Origin of the sequence: Rhodococcus sp. 14-2470-1b (genome assembly GCF_002259415.1) — a bacterium.
Lineage (GTDB): Bacteria > Actinomycetota > Actinomycetes > Mycobacteriales > Mycobacteriaceae > Rhodococcoides.
In genome coordinates, this window is sequence record NZ_NPFY01000010.1 from 90,308 (window position 1) to 105,702 (window position 15,395).

The following is a 15,395-nucleotide window of genomic DNA, read 5'->3' on the forward strand; positions in this document are numbered from 1 at the left end:
GGTTTGTTTATTCGTAGCTTGACAAACCCGTAGCTTCTTTTAAGGTTGTACTCAGTCAACGAAAACGGGATCCTGACCCTTAGCGGGGCGCAGGTAAACGTCTCTGTGGATCCGCCGGGGGTCGCGTCACAGATCTTCTGAGATCAGTCGGAAACACTGCACTCAACCCGTCTGGAAAAGGATATGTCGAACTCCCAGAACCCTCGCATCAGCGTTGTCATCCCAACCCTCAACGAGGCCGCAAATCTGCGCCACGTACTGCCCCTTCTGTCCCACGACTACGAACTGGTCCTGGTGGACGGGGGCAGCGTCGACGGCACCATCGATGCCGCGCGCGAGATTCGCGGAGACATCCGCATCATCAAGCAGACCCGCAAGGGCAAAGGCAATGCGCTCGCCTGCGGTTTCGAAGCTGCTACCGGTGACATCATCGTGATGTTCGACGCGGACGGCTCTGCCGACGCAGACGAGATCCCGCGCTTCGTCGACGCTCTCCTCGCCGGCGCCGATTTCGCCAAGGGCAGCCGGTTCACCGCCGGGGGCGGCAGCCACGACATCACCCCGCTGCGCCGCGCCGGAAACGGCGGATTGCACCTCGTCGCCAACACGCTGTTCGGAACGAAGTTTTCGGACTTGTGCTACGGCTACAACGCATTCTGGCGTGACTTGGTGCCGGTGCTCGATCTTCCACTGGTCGATCAGGACGATGTCGCGCCGGGCGAGATGCTCTGGGGCGACGGTTTCGAAATCGAGACCATCATCAACTGCCGGTTCGCCGAGGCGGATGTCCGGATCCAGGAAGTACCCAGCGTCGAGCTGGCTCGTATCTACGGGCAGAGCAATCTGCGCACGTTCTCCGACGGCTTCCGCGTCCTGCGCACGCTCTTCACCGAGCGTCTGCGCGCCCGCAAGCTGGCGAAGAACTCCATCCCGCGTCCTGACCGTCGTACCAATGTCGCACGTACCGACATGGACCTCGAGTTCGAAGCCTTCGAGGTGTACGAAGAACTTCCGTATCAAGAAAAGTCGGCGTGACCGACGGGTCATCGGGGGCGAACACGGCGGCGCAGTCCACAACACCTGTTCTCGGGGCACCTGTTCTCGGGGCACCTGATTCGACGGCACCTGATTCGACGGCCCTCAGTTGCTCGGTGGTCATCTGCGCGTACACGCTCGACCGCTGGGACGACCTGAGTGCAGCGGTCGATGCAGTTCTCGCACAGTCGAGTCCCGCGTCCGAACTTCTGGTCGTCATCGACCACAACGATCGTCTGCTGGCCCGCGCGCGCGAGCAGTTCCTTCCGCGTGGTGAGACCGTCACGGTGGTGGCGAACGCGCATCCCCGCGGGCTGTCCGGAGCTCGAAACACGTCGTTGGACATCGCAACCGGCGACGTAGTCGTCTTCCTCGACGATGACGCAACTCCGCGGTCGTCGGAGTGGCTTGCGTCGATTCTGGGCCATTACTCGGACCCGTCGGTCTACGCGGTCGGCGGATCTGCCCACCCTGTGTGGCCGACGTCGCGTCCCCCTTTTCTCCCCACCGCTGTTGCGGGTCAACCGGGCGAGCTGGATTGGATCGTGGGCTGTACGTACAGGGGGCAGCCCACGACCACTTCGGCAGTGCGCAATCTGATGGGCGCCAACATGTCCTTCAGACGTGAGCCCGTCGTTGCTCTCGGTGGGTTCGTGTCGGGAATCGGCCGCATCGGCCGCATTCCGCTGGGGTGCGAGGAAACCGAGCTGTGCATCCGGCTTCGACAGACTCATCCGGAGGCAGAGATCGTCTTCGACCCGTCGATCGTGGTGGACCACACGGTCAGCGCGGACAGGACCCGTCCGAGGTACTTGTTGTCTCGCAGTTACGCCGAAGGCGTGTCCAAGGCTGCGATTGCACGGTTGATCGGTTCCGAGGATGCATTGTCGTCCGAGCGTGCGTACACGGCAAAGATTCTACCCCGCGCCGTCGGGCGTGAAGCTTCTGCTGCGGCCCGTGGAAACCCTGTTCGTGCCTGGGGAGCGATGGCTGTGGTGGCCAGTGTCGGCGCCGCCGGTTTCGGTTACGTCCGAGGCCGTCTCAGCCGTATTGCCGCTAGCTGATCTGCGCGCGCTTGATCGAGTTGAGCGCGCGCACGTGGCCGGACACCGTGGTCTTCGCCCCTGTCAGGGTCAGTACCCGCGCCGCCCCTGGCGCCAGGTGAAACCACGAGTCGCTGACTTTCATGCCGTCGATGTCCACGCACACGTAGTGCGCTGCCCACCGAGTCGACACCGTCAGCGACCACTTGTCCGGTCCTATGTTCTCCGCGGTGGCGCTCAGACCGACATCGTTCTGTCGAGGATGCCGGTCACCGATCAGATGAGTTGCCTGATCCAGTACCGATCCGTCCGCGCCGACCAGTTCGACGACCACGGCGGAGTACGTCTGTCCTCCGAACCTGTAGGCGTGATTGGCGTCGGTGAAGGATCCCAGAAGACGATCGAGCGACACACTGTCGGTGGTGTGCGGTCCGAGGTCGATGCGCGCCTCGGCGGGCTCGCCCATCGGGCCCGACGGACCGAACAGCACGGCTCTGAGATACCCCGATATCGAGTTGCCGGTGTCGTTGGCGGCCTGGATCGCAAGTCCGTCCAGGCCGTCGTCCACGATGAACACGCAGATCGGTGTACTCAGCCGAGCCAGGCTGTACCACGGTGCTTTCGGCGTTCCTGCCGAGTCTCGCAAACCCCAGCCTGCGCCGGGTACGAGGTCACGTAGCGTCAGCACCAGAGCACCTGCACATTCCGAATCTGCTCGACGCCAATGCGAGTACGCCGCGTGCACCGCCTCGCACACAGCCGCGCGGCCGTAATCCAGGTACAGCTCGGCATCGTCACGTCGCGTGAGGTGAGGGTCGACGCCGAAGATCTCCCGCACGTAATGATCGCGGACATCCTCGAAGTCCCACGACGAACCGCGATCCCTCGGTATCGCAGATTTCCAATCGGGATGATGGCCTGCGACATTCGCTGTACCGAACATCGCGTCGACCGCTCGCCGCTCGGGCGGAACCGCGAACGCGAGACACTCGGCTGCGAATCGCACACGCGCGGTGCGGATGTCGGACAGCGGTCGCAAGTAGCCACCGACGCCGAAGTAATGGCCGATCCCGTCGCCGACATGCGTGTGCAGTTCACCGGAGATGGACGACGGGCTGGACGTCACGTACGGGGTTCCAGGAAGACGACGCGCGATGAACTCGGGAATCACGCTCTCCAGCAACTCTATCCGCTGATCCTCCAGCGGGACGCCGAGCATGGTCGGTTGTTGCTGAGTTTCGCTGCCGCCACTGACGACGGCCAGGGCAGGATTGCCGCCGACGATTGCGGACACTGCGTCCAGCTCACGGTGGACTGCGTCGAGAAACTCACCGCCGGTGGGCGGATCGGTAGTCGCGAACATCACGTCCTGCCACACGAGAATTCCGAGTTCCGCGCACAGAGACCAGAATTCGGGTTGCTCGTAGACCATCGTGCCGACGACTCGAACCATGTTCAATCCTGCGTCACGGATACTCGTCAGTTCTTCCCGTAGAGCGTCGGCCTCGACCCACATTCGAACCGGATCGAGGGGAACCCAACATCCGCCCCGGGCGAACACGCGAGTTCCGTTGACCGTGAACGCCACGGAGGCACCCGCCAGCTCGAGCTCGACCTGCCGGAATCCCAGACTGCCGCGTCCTTCGACGCGACTGCCGACCTCGAGCTCCCATGTGTACAACGCCGGATCGCCGTGTGTGTGCGGCCACCACCGTGACACGTCGGGAACGGTCACGGTGACGTCCAACTCGCCCTCGCTGCCCGGAAGGTCGAAGGAGTGGTCGCCGACGCGCAGAGACACCGAGGCCGCCGGAGACGTCAGGCGAGCGCGCACTCGGACGGTCCCGTCGGCGCCGGACAGCTCGGCGTGCACGCGGATGTCTTCGGCGCTCCCGCGCTCGCGGAGCGTCACCGCTCGCCACAGTCCGACTACGGGCGGCACCTGCCCGTACACCGGCGCTCGTCCGAGAAGGCTGGTTCGCTCGTGTCGCAGACCTTGTCGATCCACCAGCGACGACCGCCAGCGTCCACGTGGCTTGCGCTGTTTCAGACGCGCATCCATCGAATCGACGCGGACGGCGACCTGCACGTCTCCGCTTCGAGGCGGGATGTCCACGGACACCGGAGCGAACATCGAACTCGTACCGGCCGATTCGATTCCGTCGATCCAGACGGTGGCGTGTGTCGCGATACCGTCGAAGGTCAGGACCGACGCGCCTCCTCCCGGTGCGGTCACGGTCGTGGTGAACCACCAATCGACGGAATCCGGGGGCGCGACGGTGGTCGACGCGGCCACACTTCCGGGCACCCGAGCACGAGTCCAGACGAGATCTTCCTCGAGCTCGTCCGGGTGAGCCACCGAACCCGGCGCCACTGCGGCGACTCTCCACTGCAGTTCGCTGATGTGCGCGTCGGGAAGAAGGTTCGGGGTCACAAGCGATGGATTCTTCCTTCTCGGCTGCGTCAGAGTACAGCCGAGACGATGTCCATCGCCGACGACCAGTTGGACGCCATCTCGGCAAGTGGTTCGTCGAGCGTCACGGTACGCCCACGCGAGGCCCGCGCCATGCGAAATTGCACTGCTTTGGCGCCTTGGGCGACTTGGAGGAAGTGTGGGACGGCGTCGGCGATCCCCGTGGCGCCGCGAGCGTCGAGGTAGCCGACGAGGTCCGCTGCCAGTTCCGCGGTGGCTCCGCACTGCCGAAGCAGCCCGAACGACCACAGATGGAAGGCATCCGGGCCCGCCGTCTGCACGAGAGGGATGTCGGCGGTGATTCTTTCTGCAAGGCGTTCGACCGGATTGCCGTCCGCACGCCGAGCAAGGTGTGCACGTGCGACGGCGAAGTCGCGGTCCCCTACGCCGTCTGCGATCGTGTTCTTCCGCAGTCGAACCTGCTCCACGTACGGCAGGAGGACCTCGGGATGCGGTGTGGGAGCCAGATTGAACACGCCGTCGAAGTCCGCGCCGGACAGCTCGAAGTACCCGCGGTTGTGGAAGTAGCCGAGCACTTTCTCGGTCTCGTCCAGCATGTTGGGGACGATCGTCGTTTTGGTGTGCTGATTCCGGTAGCTCGTTCCCGCGGTGTCCGGTAGGTAGAACCCGTCGACCTCGACCGTGAGCAGAACGCCGTCTGCAAGGCCCTCGCGCACGTGCTCGATCACGGATCGCCATACGTTCATCTCTCCGACCTCGAGGCCGTAGAGGGTGCGCAGGTCTTCCGACTGCATCTTCACGAAATCCCACTGCCGACCGTCACAGTCGGCGCTCAATACGAACGCCAGGGCGGGAATCGGATCTGCGCCGAGAGAGTGTAGAAGTTCGATCCACAGGTCCACATAGCAGTTGGTTTCCGTCCACACGCGGTCGTGTGCATGGATCGAATGGGTGAGGTAGGACTGCGGACGAAGTGCCAATGCTCGGTGCGCCGTCGCCGGGAGCACTTCGACGGACTGAAAGTCGTCTGGGACGATGGTTTCGCTGGTCGGAAGTGTGTAGTTCGACATGCCTGGTGCCTCCTGCCGGATCACAAGCTCACGGTCCCCAAGCCGAAATGCCCGTATTGCCTGATTCAATCGCTCATTCTAACCAATCGGTTTGTTTACCGCTTCTTTTTGGTCCGTATGATCGTAAATGCGGTGCTGAGCTAACGATCGACCGCTCCGGTGATGAATGCCAGGATGGGCCGCCTGAAACGGTCGCATTCGCACAGGGAACAGTCGCTTCCGCGCCTGTAATGCTGATGCGCGGTACGCACATGGCCACACTTGCATACGGGGTCTGAGCTGGGCACATACGGAGTCTAGTCAACCCGAGATCGACCGATTGCCGCTTGCGGCCTGGAAGAAACGGAGGCGAGCGGATGCGCCGCGTTCTACGCACATCGGCCGTCGTCATCGCTAGCGGAATCCTTGCCTTTTCGACGGGAATGCTGGTCGCACGCGAACTCGGTGTGACGCAAATCACAGTTGTCGCTTTTCTCGTCGGAATGCCGTTCGCCGCCATTCCCGCGGCGGTCTCGGGTGGCCTGTTCGCTCTCGCCAGGTCCAAGGTGGGCGTCGCGGTCTCGCTGACCGCGGTTGCGGTCTTCGCAGCAGTCCAGGTTCCGAGTTTCGTCGCCGAGGACCACACGGCCGCCGGAACCGAACTGACTGTGCTCACGATCAACGCGGCCCATGGCGAAGCGGACGCCGCGGCCATCGTCGCCCAGGTGAGGTCGACGGATGCCGACGTCCTCGCTGTACAGGAACTGACCGACGAGGAAGTGAGCCGCCTCGTCGCGGCCGGCCTCGAAGAGGTACTTCCTCACAGCGTCACCGCGCCCCGACCCGTCGCCGACGGAACGGGTCTGTGGAGCAGGACGCCCCTCACCGATGGCGAGGAACTGCCGGACTTCGGCTTCGTGCCCGTTCGCGCCCGGACCATCGTCGACGGTGTCGGACTGACGCTCGTGTCGTTCCACGCGATGTCGCCTGCGACTCCCCGCCACACCGAGCAGTGGGACCGAGATCTCGCTCGCATGCGTGACCTCATGAACGGTTATCCGGGTGTCGTCGTCGTGGCGGGCGATTTCAACGCCACGGGTGATCACCGCCAGTTCCGCTCGCTCGCGTCCGACGGATTTCAGGATGCAGCGGACGCCGCCGGGGCCGGCTTGTTCCGCACCTTCCCTGCTTCACGACCGCTGGCGCGACTGGACCACGTGGTGACCAGTGACGGTGTCGACGCGCTCGAGGTGAACCCGGTGCACATCCCCGACTCCGATCACCTGGGCGTAGTAGCACACCTCCGGTTGCCTGCAGCCGAGGATCTACCGTCCACGAGCGTCGATCAGAATCGCGGCAGTTCGATGACCGGCGGTGGCGGAAGCTGAATCTGCGGTAGCTGGAACTCCGGGAGTCCGGGGATCAGCGGGGGTGGAGGCGGGGGTGCCGGAGCAGGTGCAGGCGCCTGGTACTCGGGCTCCTGGTAGGTCTCGACGGGGGCCGGAGCGGCCGGGGCAGGTTCGACGGTCGTCGTCGGCGGGATTGTTGTTGTCGTGGGCGCGGTGGTGGTAGTCGGTGCCGACGACGGAGCCGAGGTCAACGGCTTCTCGTTGTCTGCAGGTGCGCTGGTGGAGTCCTCGGAGCCGCCGTATCCGAGTGTCAGGCCGAGCGCTGCGACGACGGCGAGTCCACCCGCCACGAGGGCTGCGCCGCGGATCTTGCGCTTGGAGGTAGCCGAGCGATCCGTCGGATCCGGACTGAGCCAGTCGGGCGCGCCGCTCAGCTCGGTGGCACCGTGCTGCGTTCCCGTGCCGTGCTGGTTGCCGGCACCGTTCCGGCCCCCAGCACCGTTTCGGCCCCCAGCACCGTTTCGGTCGCCGTATGCGGGAGGCACCGAGTCGTAGAGAGGCGCCGAGGACGGACCGGTTGCAGGGGCATCTCCGACGGGGGTGGCGAGGAGCGCCGCGCCCTTGGCGGCAACGGATTCCGGTTCGACAGGCGTGACGACGTGGAGTCCGGTCCACGACCGGAGGATTGCCTCGACCAGCGGGATGCGTGCACCGCCGCCGACGAGGAACAGCGCGTCGACGTGTTGTGGCGATCGCGAGATGACGTCGCGCACCAGTCTCGCGGAGTACTCGATCGGGACGGTCACGAGCGCCTCGAACGATTCACGAGAAATGAGGATCACGCCGCTCTCTCCCGGCAGGCACACGGCGCCGGATGTGGAGAGCTGCTCTTTGGCGATGCGGCATCGCGTGACGAACTCGTCCAGACCGACCGAGTCGTTCAGGTCGACGCCTTGCTTGGCGAGCTGGTTGTCGCAGATGAGTCGGTCGAAGTCCGAGCCGCTGATGTCGGTGGTGCGCTCGGCGAGAAGCACCTCGCCGGAGGCGCGATCGACGACGCTGATGGTGAGGCCGGAACTGCCGAGGTCGTAGAGCGCGATGGTGCCGAAGTCGCCGATCTCGCCGGATGCCTCCAGGTAGGCAAGCGCGGCCCGCGCCTCGGGTACGAGCCGATAGTTGTAGAGCTGCTGGTCGGACATTGCCTGCTGGATGTCGCCGAACTGCTGCTGGTCGCGGTAGGCGACGCCCGTTGCTTCGACGTAGCGGTCACCGTGGTTCTGCGCGAGCATCACTCCGATGGTTTCGGCAGCGACTTCCTCGGCTCTGTCCCAGTGCGCGTCGACCGTGTCGTTCCGGAAGTCGAGTTCGCGGGCGCCGGAGCCACGCAGGCGAAGGTCGGGCCGGGCCATGCGTACAGCACTAGCCCCCACCGACACACCGAGAACCTCAGTCATGACCTGCCTCACTTGGACTGCAGGGGACTCGCCGACAAGATTTGTAACGATCCAGTCTCGAACCCCCGCTCGGCCATCACTGTAGCGCGAGACCTTCCGGATTGCGATTACTGGGGAGCCTGCGGAACGGCCGGGGTCTAAGGTGGCCCGCGTGCATGTCCTTTTCGTTTGTACCGGCAATATCTGTCGATCTCCCACGGCGGAGAGGCTGGCTGCGGCGTATGCGCAGGAGAGCGGGCAGGAGCTGACGACGTCCAGTGCGGGCACGCATGGGCTGTCGGGGCATGCGATGGACGAGACGGCGGCGACGGTGTTGCGTCAGCTGGGCGGTGAGTCGGAGGGGTTCGTGGCTCGTCGGATTTCACCGCGGATCGCCGACGAGGCGGATGTGATCCTGACGATGACGACGCGGCACCGGGACGAAGTGCTGGCGATTGCTCCGCGGAAGCTTCGGCGGACGTTCACGCTTCTCGAGGCGGCTGCTCTGGCGGAGGCGTCGGGGGCGCGGACGGTCGACGCTATCGCCGAGGCGCGGGCGCGGCACCGTGTGGACGCTGCGGACATCGACGATCCGTACCGCCGTGAGCACGAGGTGTACGAGGCGGTCGGTCAGCAGATCGCCGATGTTCTGCCTGCGGTACTGCGCCTGCTCTGACCGCGCACGGATTCCCACGCCGAGCGCACCTGCGATGCCCTGCGGTAGCGTTCTCGCAGCACTGCCACAGGTCGATGTGGCGGTCCGAGCGGACAAGGCTTATCGAACATGCGCGACAAAGTCATCGCGATCTCGGCGGTGGCGATCGCCGGAGTTGCCGTCGTGGTCGGTCTGTCGATCGGTGCACTGGGTGGGGCGTTCGACGACACCAGCGACAGCGTCCAACCGCCTGCACTTCGTTCGGATCTGAGCACGGTGGTCAGTGCGACGAGTTCGTCGGTGATCACGGTTCCGCCGTCTCCGACATGGCAGGTCGCTGTTCCCACGACGCCCAAGCCGACGACGACCGAACCGACGACGATCAGGCCTACGACGACCACACAGTCTCGGACGCCGGGGTCCGAGACGACGAGCAGGTCTCCGCGTAATCGTGGTACGACGACCGAGACCGATTCGGATTCGAAAGACACCACAACGACGCGGTAGGTACGACGACGCGGTAGGTCCTCCTTTCGGAGGACGTGAATCTCGCTCCGACGGCCGACGCGGTGACGTGCTGTTCTGCGCGAGGATTTCTTCCATGACAGTCATGGAGTTCGGACGATGATCGCCGCCGTCATCGTCGTCTGCGAGATCGGGTTCTGGGCGTTGATTCTGAGCGGGCTTCTGGTCCGTTACGTGCTGGGGAAGCGTCGAATCGCAACGTGGATCCTGGCTTCGGTTCCGGTGTTGGATGTCGTCTTGATCGTCGCGGTCGCGTTCGATCTCGGTCGCGGCACGCCGGTCGGTTCGATCCACCACCTTGCTGCCTACTATCTGGGGTTCAGTGTCGGGTTCGGTCCTGCGATGATCGCGTGGCTGGATGTGCGCGTCGCGCATCGCTTCGCCGGTGGCCCACCGCCGGTGAAGCTGGACAAGGATTCGGAGGCCCACCGCCGTTACCTGTGGGAGGACTGGTTCCGCGCGGTCAAGGCCTGCGCGATCGCGGCGGCAGTCCTGGTGGCCCTGGCGTACACGGTTGCATCCGACGAACAGGCGGCAACGTTGTTGTCCAGCATTCGTCCACTCGGCTTGGTTCTGGGCATCTGGTTTCTCGCCGGCCCGGCCTTCTCGCGGGTCAAGCAATCGGCCTCGTGATCCGCCGTCGCGTCATCAGCGTCCGGTGAATCCGATCTCGGCCAGATCCGCCACGTACTGCATGCCCGACGGTGCCAGCTCGGCCACCCAGATCAGTACCGCACGTAATCCGGTGGGTGCGTCGACGGTGATGTCGGTGGCACCTGTGCCGAGGGTCCCGGCTCCGAGGACTTGCGTCGACGCGAGGGTTCCATCCTGTTCCGGTGGGGTTCGTATTTCGACGACGGCTCCGGGCTGGGGCGTCGCGACCCAGACTTTCGCCAGGTCGACAGCGTCGGCGAACGACACGACGACCCCGATCCCGTTGTCGGTGTCTCCGAAAGGCGCGCGATAGAGGTCGGTGGACCACGAGGTCGACGGGTCGGCGTCGACGGCGCGGGTGGCGTCGGCAGCGTTGTCGGGTGCTCGGACGGCCGACCATATTTCGGCGCCGGACGGCAGGATCGGGGTGTCGACGGGTGCTGCGATCACTGGTTGGACCTGCGCGGTGGGCAGGGTGGGAGCGGTCACGGCTCCGCGCACGTCGCCGTAGTCTCCGCCTGCGATGCTCGTCATCAGCAGCCATCCGCCGCCGCCGAGGACGGCCAGGAACGCGGCAGCAAGGGCGGTGGTCCCCAATACCTGTGCTGCACTCGGCTTTTCTCGACCGACCTCGGCATCGTGCGTCGGCAACGCTGGGTAGTCTCCGACCACGGCGACATACGGTGCCGTCGTTGCCGGGTCGACCACGCGGACTCGTCCGACACTGCTTGTTCGTGCCGATTCACAGAATCTGCGCACCGCACCGGGTGAGGGATCCCTCGATTGGATCGAGTCGACATGTGCCAGTGTCAGGATGGCGTGTCTGCCGGTCGAGAGGTCGTCGGCTGTCCAGCGCGTCAGCCACGGTGCGGAATCCTGCCTGGTCAGTAGCCGATAGCGTTGTGCTATCACTGCCCCGGGAACGGGTGACGGAACCATGGGCGCCTCCGTGTGCGGCGCTGTAACCCGGGCCGGTGCTCAGGGTCCATCTTCGGACCTACACCTGAATGGAGGAGCCGCACTAGACGGCTATTGTGCTCCGTCACAAATGGCGTTGTCCGGGTTTTGACCACGCGACTTACGTGGCGGGATCCCAGACCATGTGAACGGTTGTGCCGTCGTGGTCGGAGGTGACGGCCGTCGAGTCGGCCAGTGCGTGCATCAACGGCACTCCACGGCCGCGCGTCGCGTCGGGGGCGTGTACCGCCCAAGCACCGTGATCGCGCACCGTCACTTCGATGCGCCCTGAGTTGGGAGTCCACAGAGCGTGCATGTCGAGCGTGCCCGATGTACCTGAATACGCGTGCTCCACCGAGTTGGCCAGGGCTTCGTACGTCGCCAGCACTACGTCGTAGACACGTTCCGGCGCAACCTGCAAGCTCGTCAACCATTCACCGAGTGCAACGCGTAGCGCGGACGCACGCTCCGCAACCGCCGACTCTCCGTCGAATTCAAGGCGCATGACGTCCCCTGGAACTTGTGCGGAAGGCGGCTTGGCAGCAGCGACCACGGCGTCTTCTCCACCGAATGCAATTGCCATCATGATCCCGTCATACCCAGAAGTTCAGGAATTACCCGTCCGTAGCGCAGCAAGCGCTTCCTCGACGGTCGCGTAGATACCGAACACCTCGTGCAGGCCGACCAGGGTCAGGGGACGACCGGTGGAGGGGCCGTCGGCCACGACGGCGAAGCCCGCCGCGCCACCCAACTTCTGGTGGGTGGATGCCAGGAGGGACATGCCTGCCGACGCAAGGAACGACACGTCGGACAGATCGATCACCACCGCCGAAGGGCCCTTCTCCAGGACCAATTCCACCGACTCGGACAATTGTGGGGAGGTGACGAGGTCGAGTTCCCCCGACACTGTCACGATCACGGCGCCGTCGCGCCACTCCACAGCCACATCGAAATGCTGGGGGCCTGGCCCTGCCTCGTCTAGCGTCACAGCAGCCAACATACCCGAGTCCGTCCTGTGATCTCCCTCCGTGGACAGTGCCGACCGACTCGGCGGCCGATAAGGTCTCGTTGTGTGATGCCCACCCGCCCCGCAGTGAGCGCGACGGTGGCTTTCGGCGGGGCGGTCGGCGCGGTGGTCCGGTACGAGATCTGGCATTGGCGGGATTCGCCGAAGTGGCTGTTGATCAATACTTTCGGCATCAACGTCGTCGGGTGTCTGCTGCTCGGTGCGACGCTGGGTTACCTGTCGGGACGGAACGCGACGCTGACGCGTGCGGCCGCTACGGGGCTTGCCTGCGGTTTCACGACGTTCAGTTTCTACGCGCTGCAGGGCATCACTCACGACGGGGCGTGGAAGTCGGTTCTGTACATCGTCGCGACGCCGGTGGCCGCGGTGCTCGCTCTTGCCGCTGGAGCCCTCGTGACGAGGCCTGCGCCGCGATGACTCTGTTGTTGCTCATCGCGGTGGGTGGGGCGTTGGGTGCGTTGGTGCACTATCACGTCACTGCGGGTGTCACCGATCCCGAACGCGTCGTGATGCTGACACTGATCACCTGCGGGGTTCTGGGATTCGTGACGGCTGCTGCACCGCCCGAGTGGTTGGTCGGCGTCGCGAGTTTCGGATTTCTTGCCGCACTCGCGCCGATGAGTTCCGTGGCACTGGTCTTCGTCACGCAGGTCAGGGCGCGACGGTACAGGCGGGCGGTCGTGGTGCTCGCGGCGACGGTGGTCGGCGGTATCGCGTGCGCCATGTTGGGTTTCCTGCTGTACAGCTCGGGGTTGACGCTCTACCGCAAGTTCTGACAGTCGCCCTGCACTACGGCCTTCGCGAAGCCTGCCAGCTGGTAGAGGTACGTGTACTCCCAGTAGACGAGGGAGAAGTTGTAGGTCCGAGGGACGGCCTGCATGGTGACGTCGCCGTCGAAGCACTGTCCGAAGATGTGCTTGGCCCTGGGCAGGTGGTAGCGCCAGCTGACGACGATGACGTGGTCCCAGCCGCGCTCCTCCGCGAGGCGCTGCGTGAAGATCGCTTCCCCCCGAGTCGTGCTCGGGATCGGCTCCTCGCACAGAACGCTGTACTTCTCGGTCGTCACGCCGCAGTACTTCTTCATGTAGGGGTCCGACGGCCCATAGGGGTCGGAGAGCACGACGGTGTCCGCCACTCCTTGCTCCGCCAGCGACACCCCGTACGCCTCACGGCCGTCGTGCTCGCCGCCGAGAACGATGATGGCGTCGGCTTCGGTGATCGGGTCGATGCGGGCTTTGGTGAACGTCAGATAACCGCCGACACCGACGACGGACACCACGAGAATCGGCAGGACCACGGCCAGCACCACGAAGAGATTCCGACGGTTCACTCGTCAAGGGTATGCAGGGTGATCCCCAACGCGCCCGGTCGGCGATGGACATCACGTTCTCGCCGGCGTGTGCGCGGTGTGCACCCACCCGAACAACGGCGAAGGCTGACCTGCGCCGTTGTTCGGTGAGCTGGGTCTACTGACTCGGCTCGGGAAGGTTGCAGTCGGTGACCTTGGGGTTCACGCCTGCGTAGTTGAGCGGGCCTGCGACGACGGTCAGCGCGATGGTTCCGACGCCTGCGCAGTTCTCGGGCGCACTGTCGAAGTATCCACGTTGGAAAACGGCGAAAGCGCCGATGACGAGCCAGACTACGACGATCAGAGTGACGAAGCGCATGATTTTCCCCTACCCGTAGCCGTGTCTCGGCTACCGCGAATCGGGCGAGTACCCGAATTCCGGCATGCTAACCGTCGACTACACGGTCACGGGTCGGAACCTGACACCCTTTTTACCGAGTCGACACGCCTTGTCACTTCACCGTAGGTGTGCCAGGTCCGCACAAAGGGTGGTAGGTCCATCACCCCAGGTATTCCTCTCAGGCACGTACCGCCTGCGCCCTCGGAGCCGGGGTGAGTGAGGCGTCGGACAGGCCGAGGTGATCGCGCAGCGTCGTGCCGGTGTAGTCGGTGCGGAACAGTCCGCGTCGCTGCAGCTCGGGCACCACGTATTCGACGAAGTCGACGAAGGTGCCCGGCGCCTGGGCTGCGGACAGGATGTAACCGTCGGCCTCCCCGCCGTGGAAGCCCTCTTCGATCTGGTCTGCGATCTGCGAGGCGGTGCCGACGAACTGTGGCAACAGAACCCCCTGGGCGTACAGCTTGCCGATGTCGCGCAGGGTCAGCGCATCCTTGTCGCTGAGGCGTCGGGCCAGATCGAACAGGCCTTGGCTTCCGGGAACGGCGACGTCGGTGACGGGTGAGTCCAGGTCGTACTGCGAGAAGTCGTGGTCGGTGTGGACCGACAGTGTGATCAGCCCGGAAATCGGGTCGGCCAGTTCGTTGTGGAATGCCTGCTTTTCCCGCGCGATGGCTTCGGTCTCCCCGACGAAGGGGACGAACGACGGGAAGATCTTGATGTCGTCGGGGTTGCGGCCGAAGTTCGACGCCCGCGACTTCACGTCGTCGTAGTAGGCCTTGCGACCTTCTTTCGTCGGGTCGATCTCGAAGATCGCGTCGGCCCAGCGGGCGGCGAAGTCGCGGCCGGTCGGCGACGAGCCTGCCTGGAAGATGACGGGTCTGCTCTGCGGCGAGTGCGGTGATGTCAGGGGTCCGCGGGACTTGAAGTACGTTCCGTCGTGGTCGATGGTGCGTACCTTGTCCGGGTCGGCGAACACTCCGGAGACCTTGTCCTGCACCAGCGCATCGCGATCCCAGCTGCCCCACAGGTCGTAGGCGACCTCGAGGAATTCGTGCGCGCGGTCGTATCGCTCGTCGTGTGGCAGGTGGTTGTCGATCCCGAAGTTCTGGGCCTCGGCCTGGTTGAGGGAGGTGACCACGTTCCAGCCCGCGCGGCCACGGCTGAGGTGATCGAGCGTGCTGAAGATGCGCGCGACCTCGTACGGGTGGAAGTAGGTGGTGGACTTGGTGATTGCCAGACCGATCTTCTCGGTGACGCCGGCGAGTGTTGCGGCGACGAGGGAAGGATCGATCGTCGCCGACGCCTGGGTGCCGCTGCTGATCGGCACCGTGATGTCGTTGCCGTAGCGCACGGGTGTCGCCAGGAGGTCGGCGAAGAACAGGAAGTCGAACTTGCCGCGTTCGAGGATCTTCGCGACCCGCTCGTAGTAGTCGGGGCCGAGGTAATCGGTTTCCGACGCCGGATGCCGCCAGGCGGCGTGCGAGTGGGTGACGTGGGATGCGATGAGAAATCCAGCGAGGTGAAGTTCACGAGACATGTGGAAGCC

Annotated in this window: 17 protein-coding genes; 8 read left to right on the forward strand and 9 right to left on the reverse strand. The window is 64.7% G+C overall.

The features are described 5' to 3' along the window. The first annotated feature begins 183 nt into the window (after positions 1-183). Positions 184-1,035: a glycosyltransferase family 2 protein gene (locus CH293_RS06630; protein WP_037104316.1), complete on the forward strand. Its 852-nt coding sequence runs from the start codon at positions 184-186 to the stop codon at positions 1,033-1,035. Next, entirely contained in the window at positions 1,032-2,099 is a 1,068-nt protein-coding gene (locus tag CH293_RS06635) for a glycosyltransferase family 2 protein (RefSeq protein ID WP_094719717.1), read from the forward strand. Before CH293_RS06630 ends, CH293_RS06635 begins: the two co-directional genes overlap by 4 nt. Here CH293_RS06635 and CH293_RS06640 read toward each other — a convergent pair. Then, positions 2,092-4,512 (reverse strand): beta-mannosidase, encoded by a 2,421-nt coding sequence (locus CH293_RS06640; protein ID WP_094719718.1) that lies wholly within the window; start codon positions 4,510-4,512, stop codon positions 2,092-2,094. The genes CH293_RS06635 and CH293_RS06640 overlap by 8 nt on opposite strands. Before the next feature lie 29 nt (positions 4,513-4,541). Further along, complete coding sequence (locus tag CH293_RS06645; protein WP_241483588.1) at positions 4,542-5,582, reverse strand: DUF1839 family protein; 1,041 nt, start codon at positions 5,580-5,582, stop codon at positions 4,542-4,544. 356 nt (positions 5,583-5,938) lie between these two features. On the opposite strand from CH293_RS06645, the gene CH293_RS06650 reads away from it, so the two are divergent. After that, on the forward strand, positions 5,939-6,949 hold the full coding sequence (locus CH293_RS06650; protein WP_094719719.1) for an endonuclease/exonuclease/phosphatase family protein: 1,011 nt from the start codon (positions 5,939-5,941) through the stop codon (positions 6,947-6,949). Here CH293_RS06650 and CH293_RS06655 read toward each other — a convergent pair. Continuing rightward, on the reverse strand, positions 6,907-8,364 hold the full coding sequence (locus tag CH293_RS06655) for an Hsp70 family protein (protein ID WP_255122720.1): 1,458 nt from the start codon (positions 8,362-8,364) through the stop codon (positions 6,907-6,909). The genes CH293_RS06650 and CH293_RS06655 overlap by 43 nt on opposite strands. 151 nt (positions 8,365-8,515) lie before the next feature. Between CH293_RS06655 and CH293_RS06660 the strand changes: the two genes are divergently transcribed. The 3 genes from CH293_RS06660 to CH293_RS06670 all read left to right on the forward strand — a co-directional run bounded on the left by CH293_RS06660 (position 8,516) and on the right by CH293_RS06670 (position 10,156). Next, a complete protein-coding gene (locus CH293_RS06660) occupies positions 8,516-9,019 on the forward strand; it encodes a hypothetical protein (protein ID WP_080732827.1) in 504 nt (167 codons plus the stop codon). A gap of 108 nt (positions 9,020-9,127) precedes the next feature. Next, positions 9,128-9,505, forward strand: a complete 378-nt coding sequence (locus CH293_RS06665; RefSeq protein WP_094719721.1) for a hypothetical protein — start codon at positions 9,128-9,130, stop codon at positions 9,503-9,505. Positions 9,506-9,622: 117 nt separating this feature from the next. Beyond that, positions 9,623-10,156, forward strand: a complete 534-nt coding sequence (locus CH293_RS06670) for a hypothetical protein (RefSeq protein WP_094719722.1) — start codon at positions 9,623-9,625, stop codon at positions 10,154-10,156. A gap of 15 nt (positions 10,157-10,171) precedes the next feature. Here the strand turns inward: CH293_RS06670 and CH293_RS06675 are convergent, their stop codons facing one another. From CH293_RS06675 to CH293_RS06685, 3 genes are all read right to left on the reverse strand, one after another. Next, complete coding sequence (locus CH293_RS06675) at positions 10,172-11,116, reverse strand: hypothetical protein (protein ID WP_094719723.1); 945 nt, start codon at positions 11,114-11,116, stop codon at positions 10,172-10,174. Between the two features lie 139 nt (positions 11,117-11,255). Next, positions 11,256-11,720: an ATP-binding protein gene (locus CH293_RS06680; RefSeq protein ID WP_241483678.1), complete on the reverse strand. Its 465-nt coding sequence runs from the start codon at positions 11,718-11,720 to the stop codon at positions 11,256-11,258. A gap of 21 nt (positions 11,721-11,741) precedes the next feature. Then, complete coding sequence (locus CH293_RS06685) at positions 11,742-12,122, reverse strand: STAS domain-containing protein (RefSeq protein WP_255122721.1); 381 nt, start codon at positions 12,120-12,122, stop codon at positions 11,742-11,744. 87 nt (positions 12,123-12,209) lie between these two features. Here CH293_RS06685 and CH293_RS06690 point away from each other — a divergent pair, with 87 nt between their 5' ends. After that, positions 12,210-12,578, forward strand: coding sequence for a CrcB family protein (locus tag CH293_RS06690; RefSeq protein WP_255122722.1), 369 nt, complete (start codon positions 12,210-12,212; stop codon positions 12,576-12,578). Beyond that, entirely contained in the window at positions 12,575-12,937 is a 363-nt protein-coding gene (locus CH293_RS06695) for a CrcB family protein (protein WP_037107277.1), read from the forward strand. Before CH293_RS06690 ends, CH293_RS06695 begins: the two co-directional genes overlap by 4 nt. Here CH293_RS06695 and CH293_RS06700 read toward each other — a convergent pair. The 3 genes from CH293_RS06700 to CH293_RS06710 all read right to left on the reverse strand — a co-directional run bounded on the left by CH293_RS06700 (position 12,922) and on the right by CH293_RS06710 (position 15,386). After that, on the reverse strand, positions 12,922-13,491 hold the full coding sequence (locus CH293_RS06700; RefSeq protein WP_094719725.1) for a YdcF family protein: 570 nt from the start codon (positions 13,489-13,491) through the stop codon (positions 12,922-12,924). The two genes, CH293_RS06695 and CH293_RS06700, sit on opposite strands and share 16 nt — an antisense overlap. Positions 13,492-13,627: 136 nt before the next feature. Then, entirely contained in the window at positions 13,628-13,828 is a 201-nt protein-coding gene (locus CH293_RS06705) for a hypothetical protein (RefSeq protein ID WP_019663878.1), read from the reverse strand. 199 nt (positions 13,829-14,027) lie between these two features. Then, entirely contained in the window at positions 14,028-15,386 is a 1,359-nt protein-coding gene (locus CH293_RS06710; protein WP_094719726.1) for an LLM class flavin-dependent oxidoreductase, read from the reverse strand. Positions 15,387-15,395: the final 9 nt, after the last annotated feature.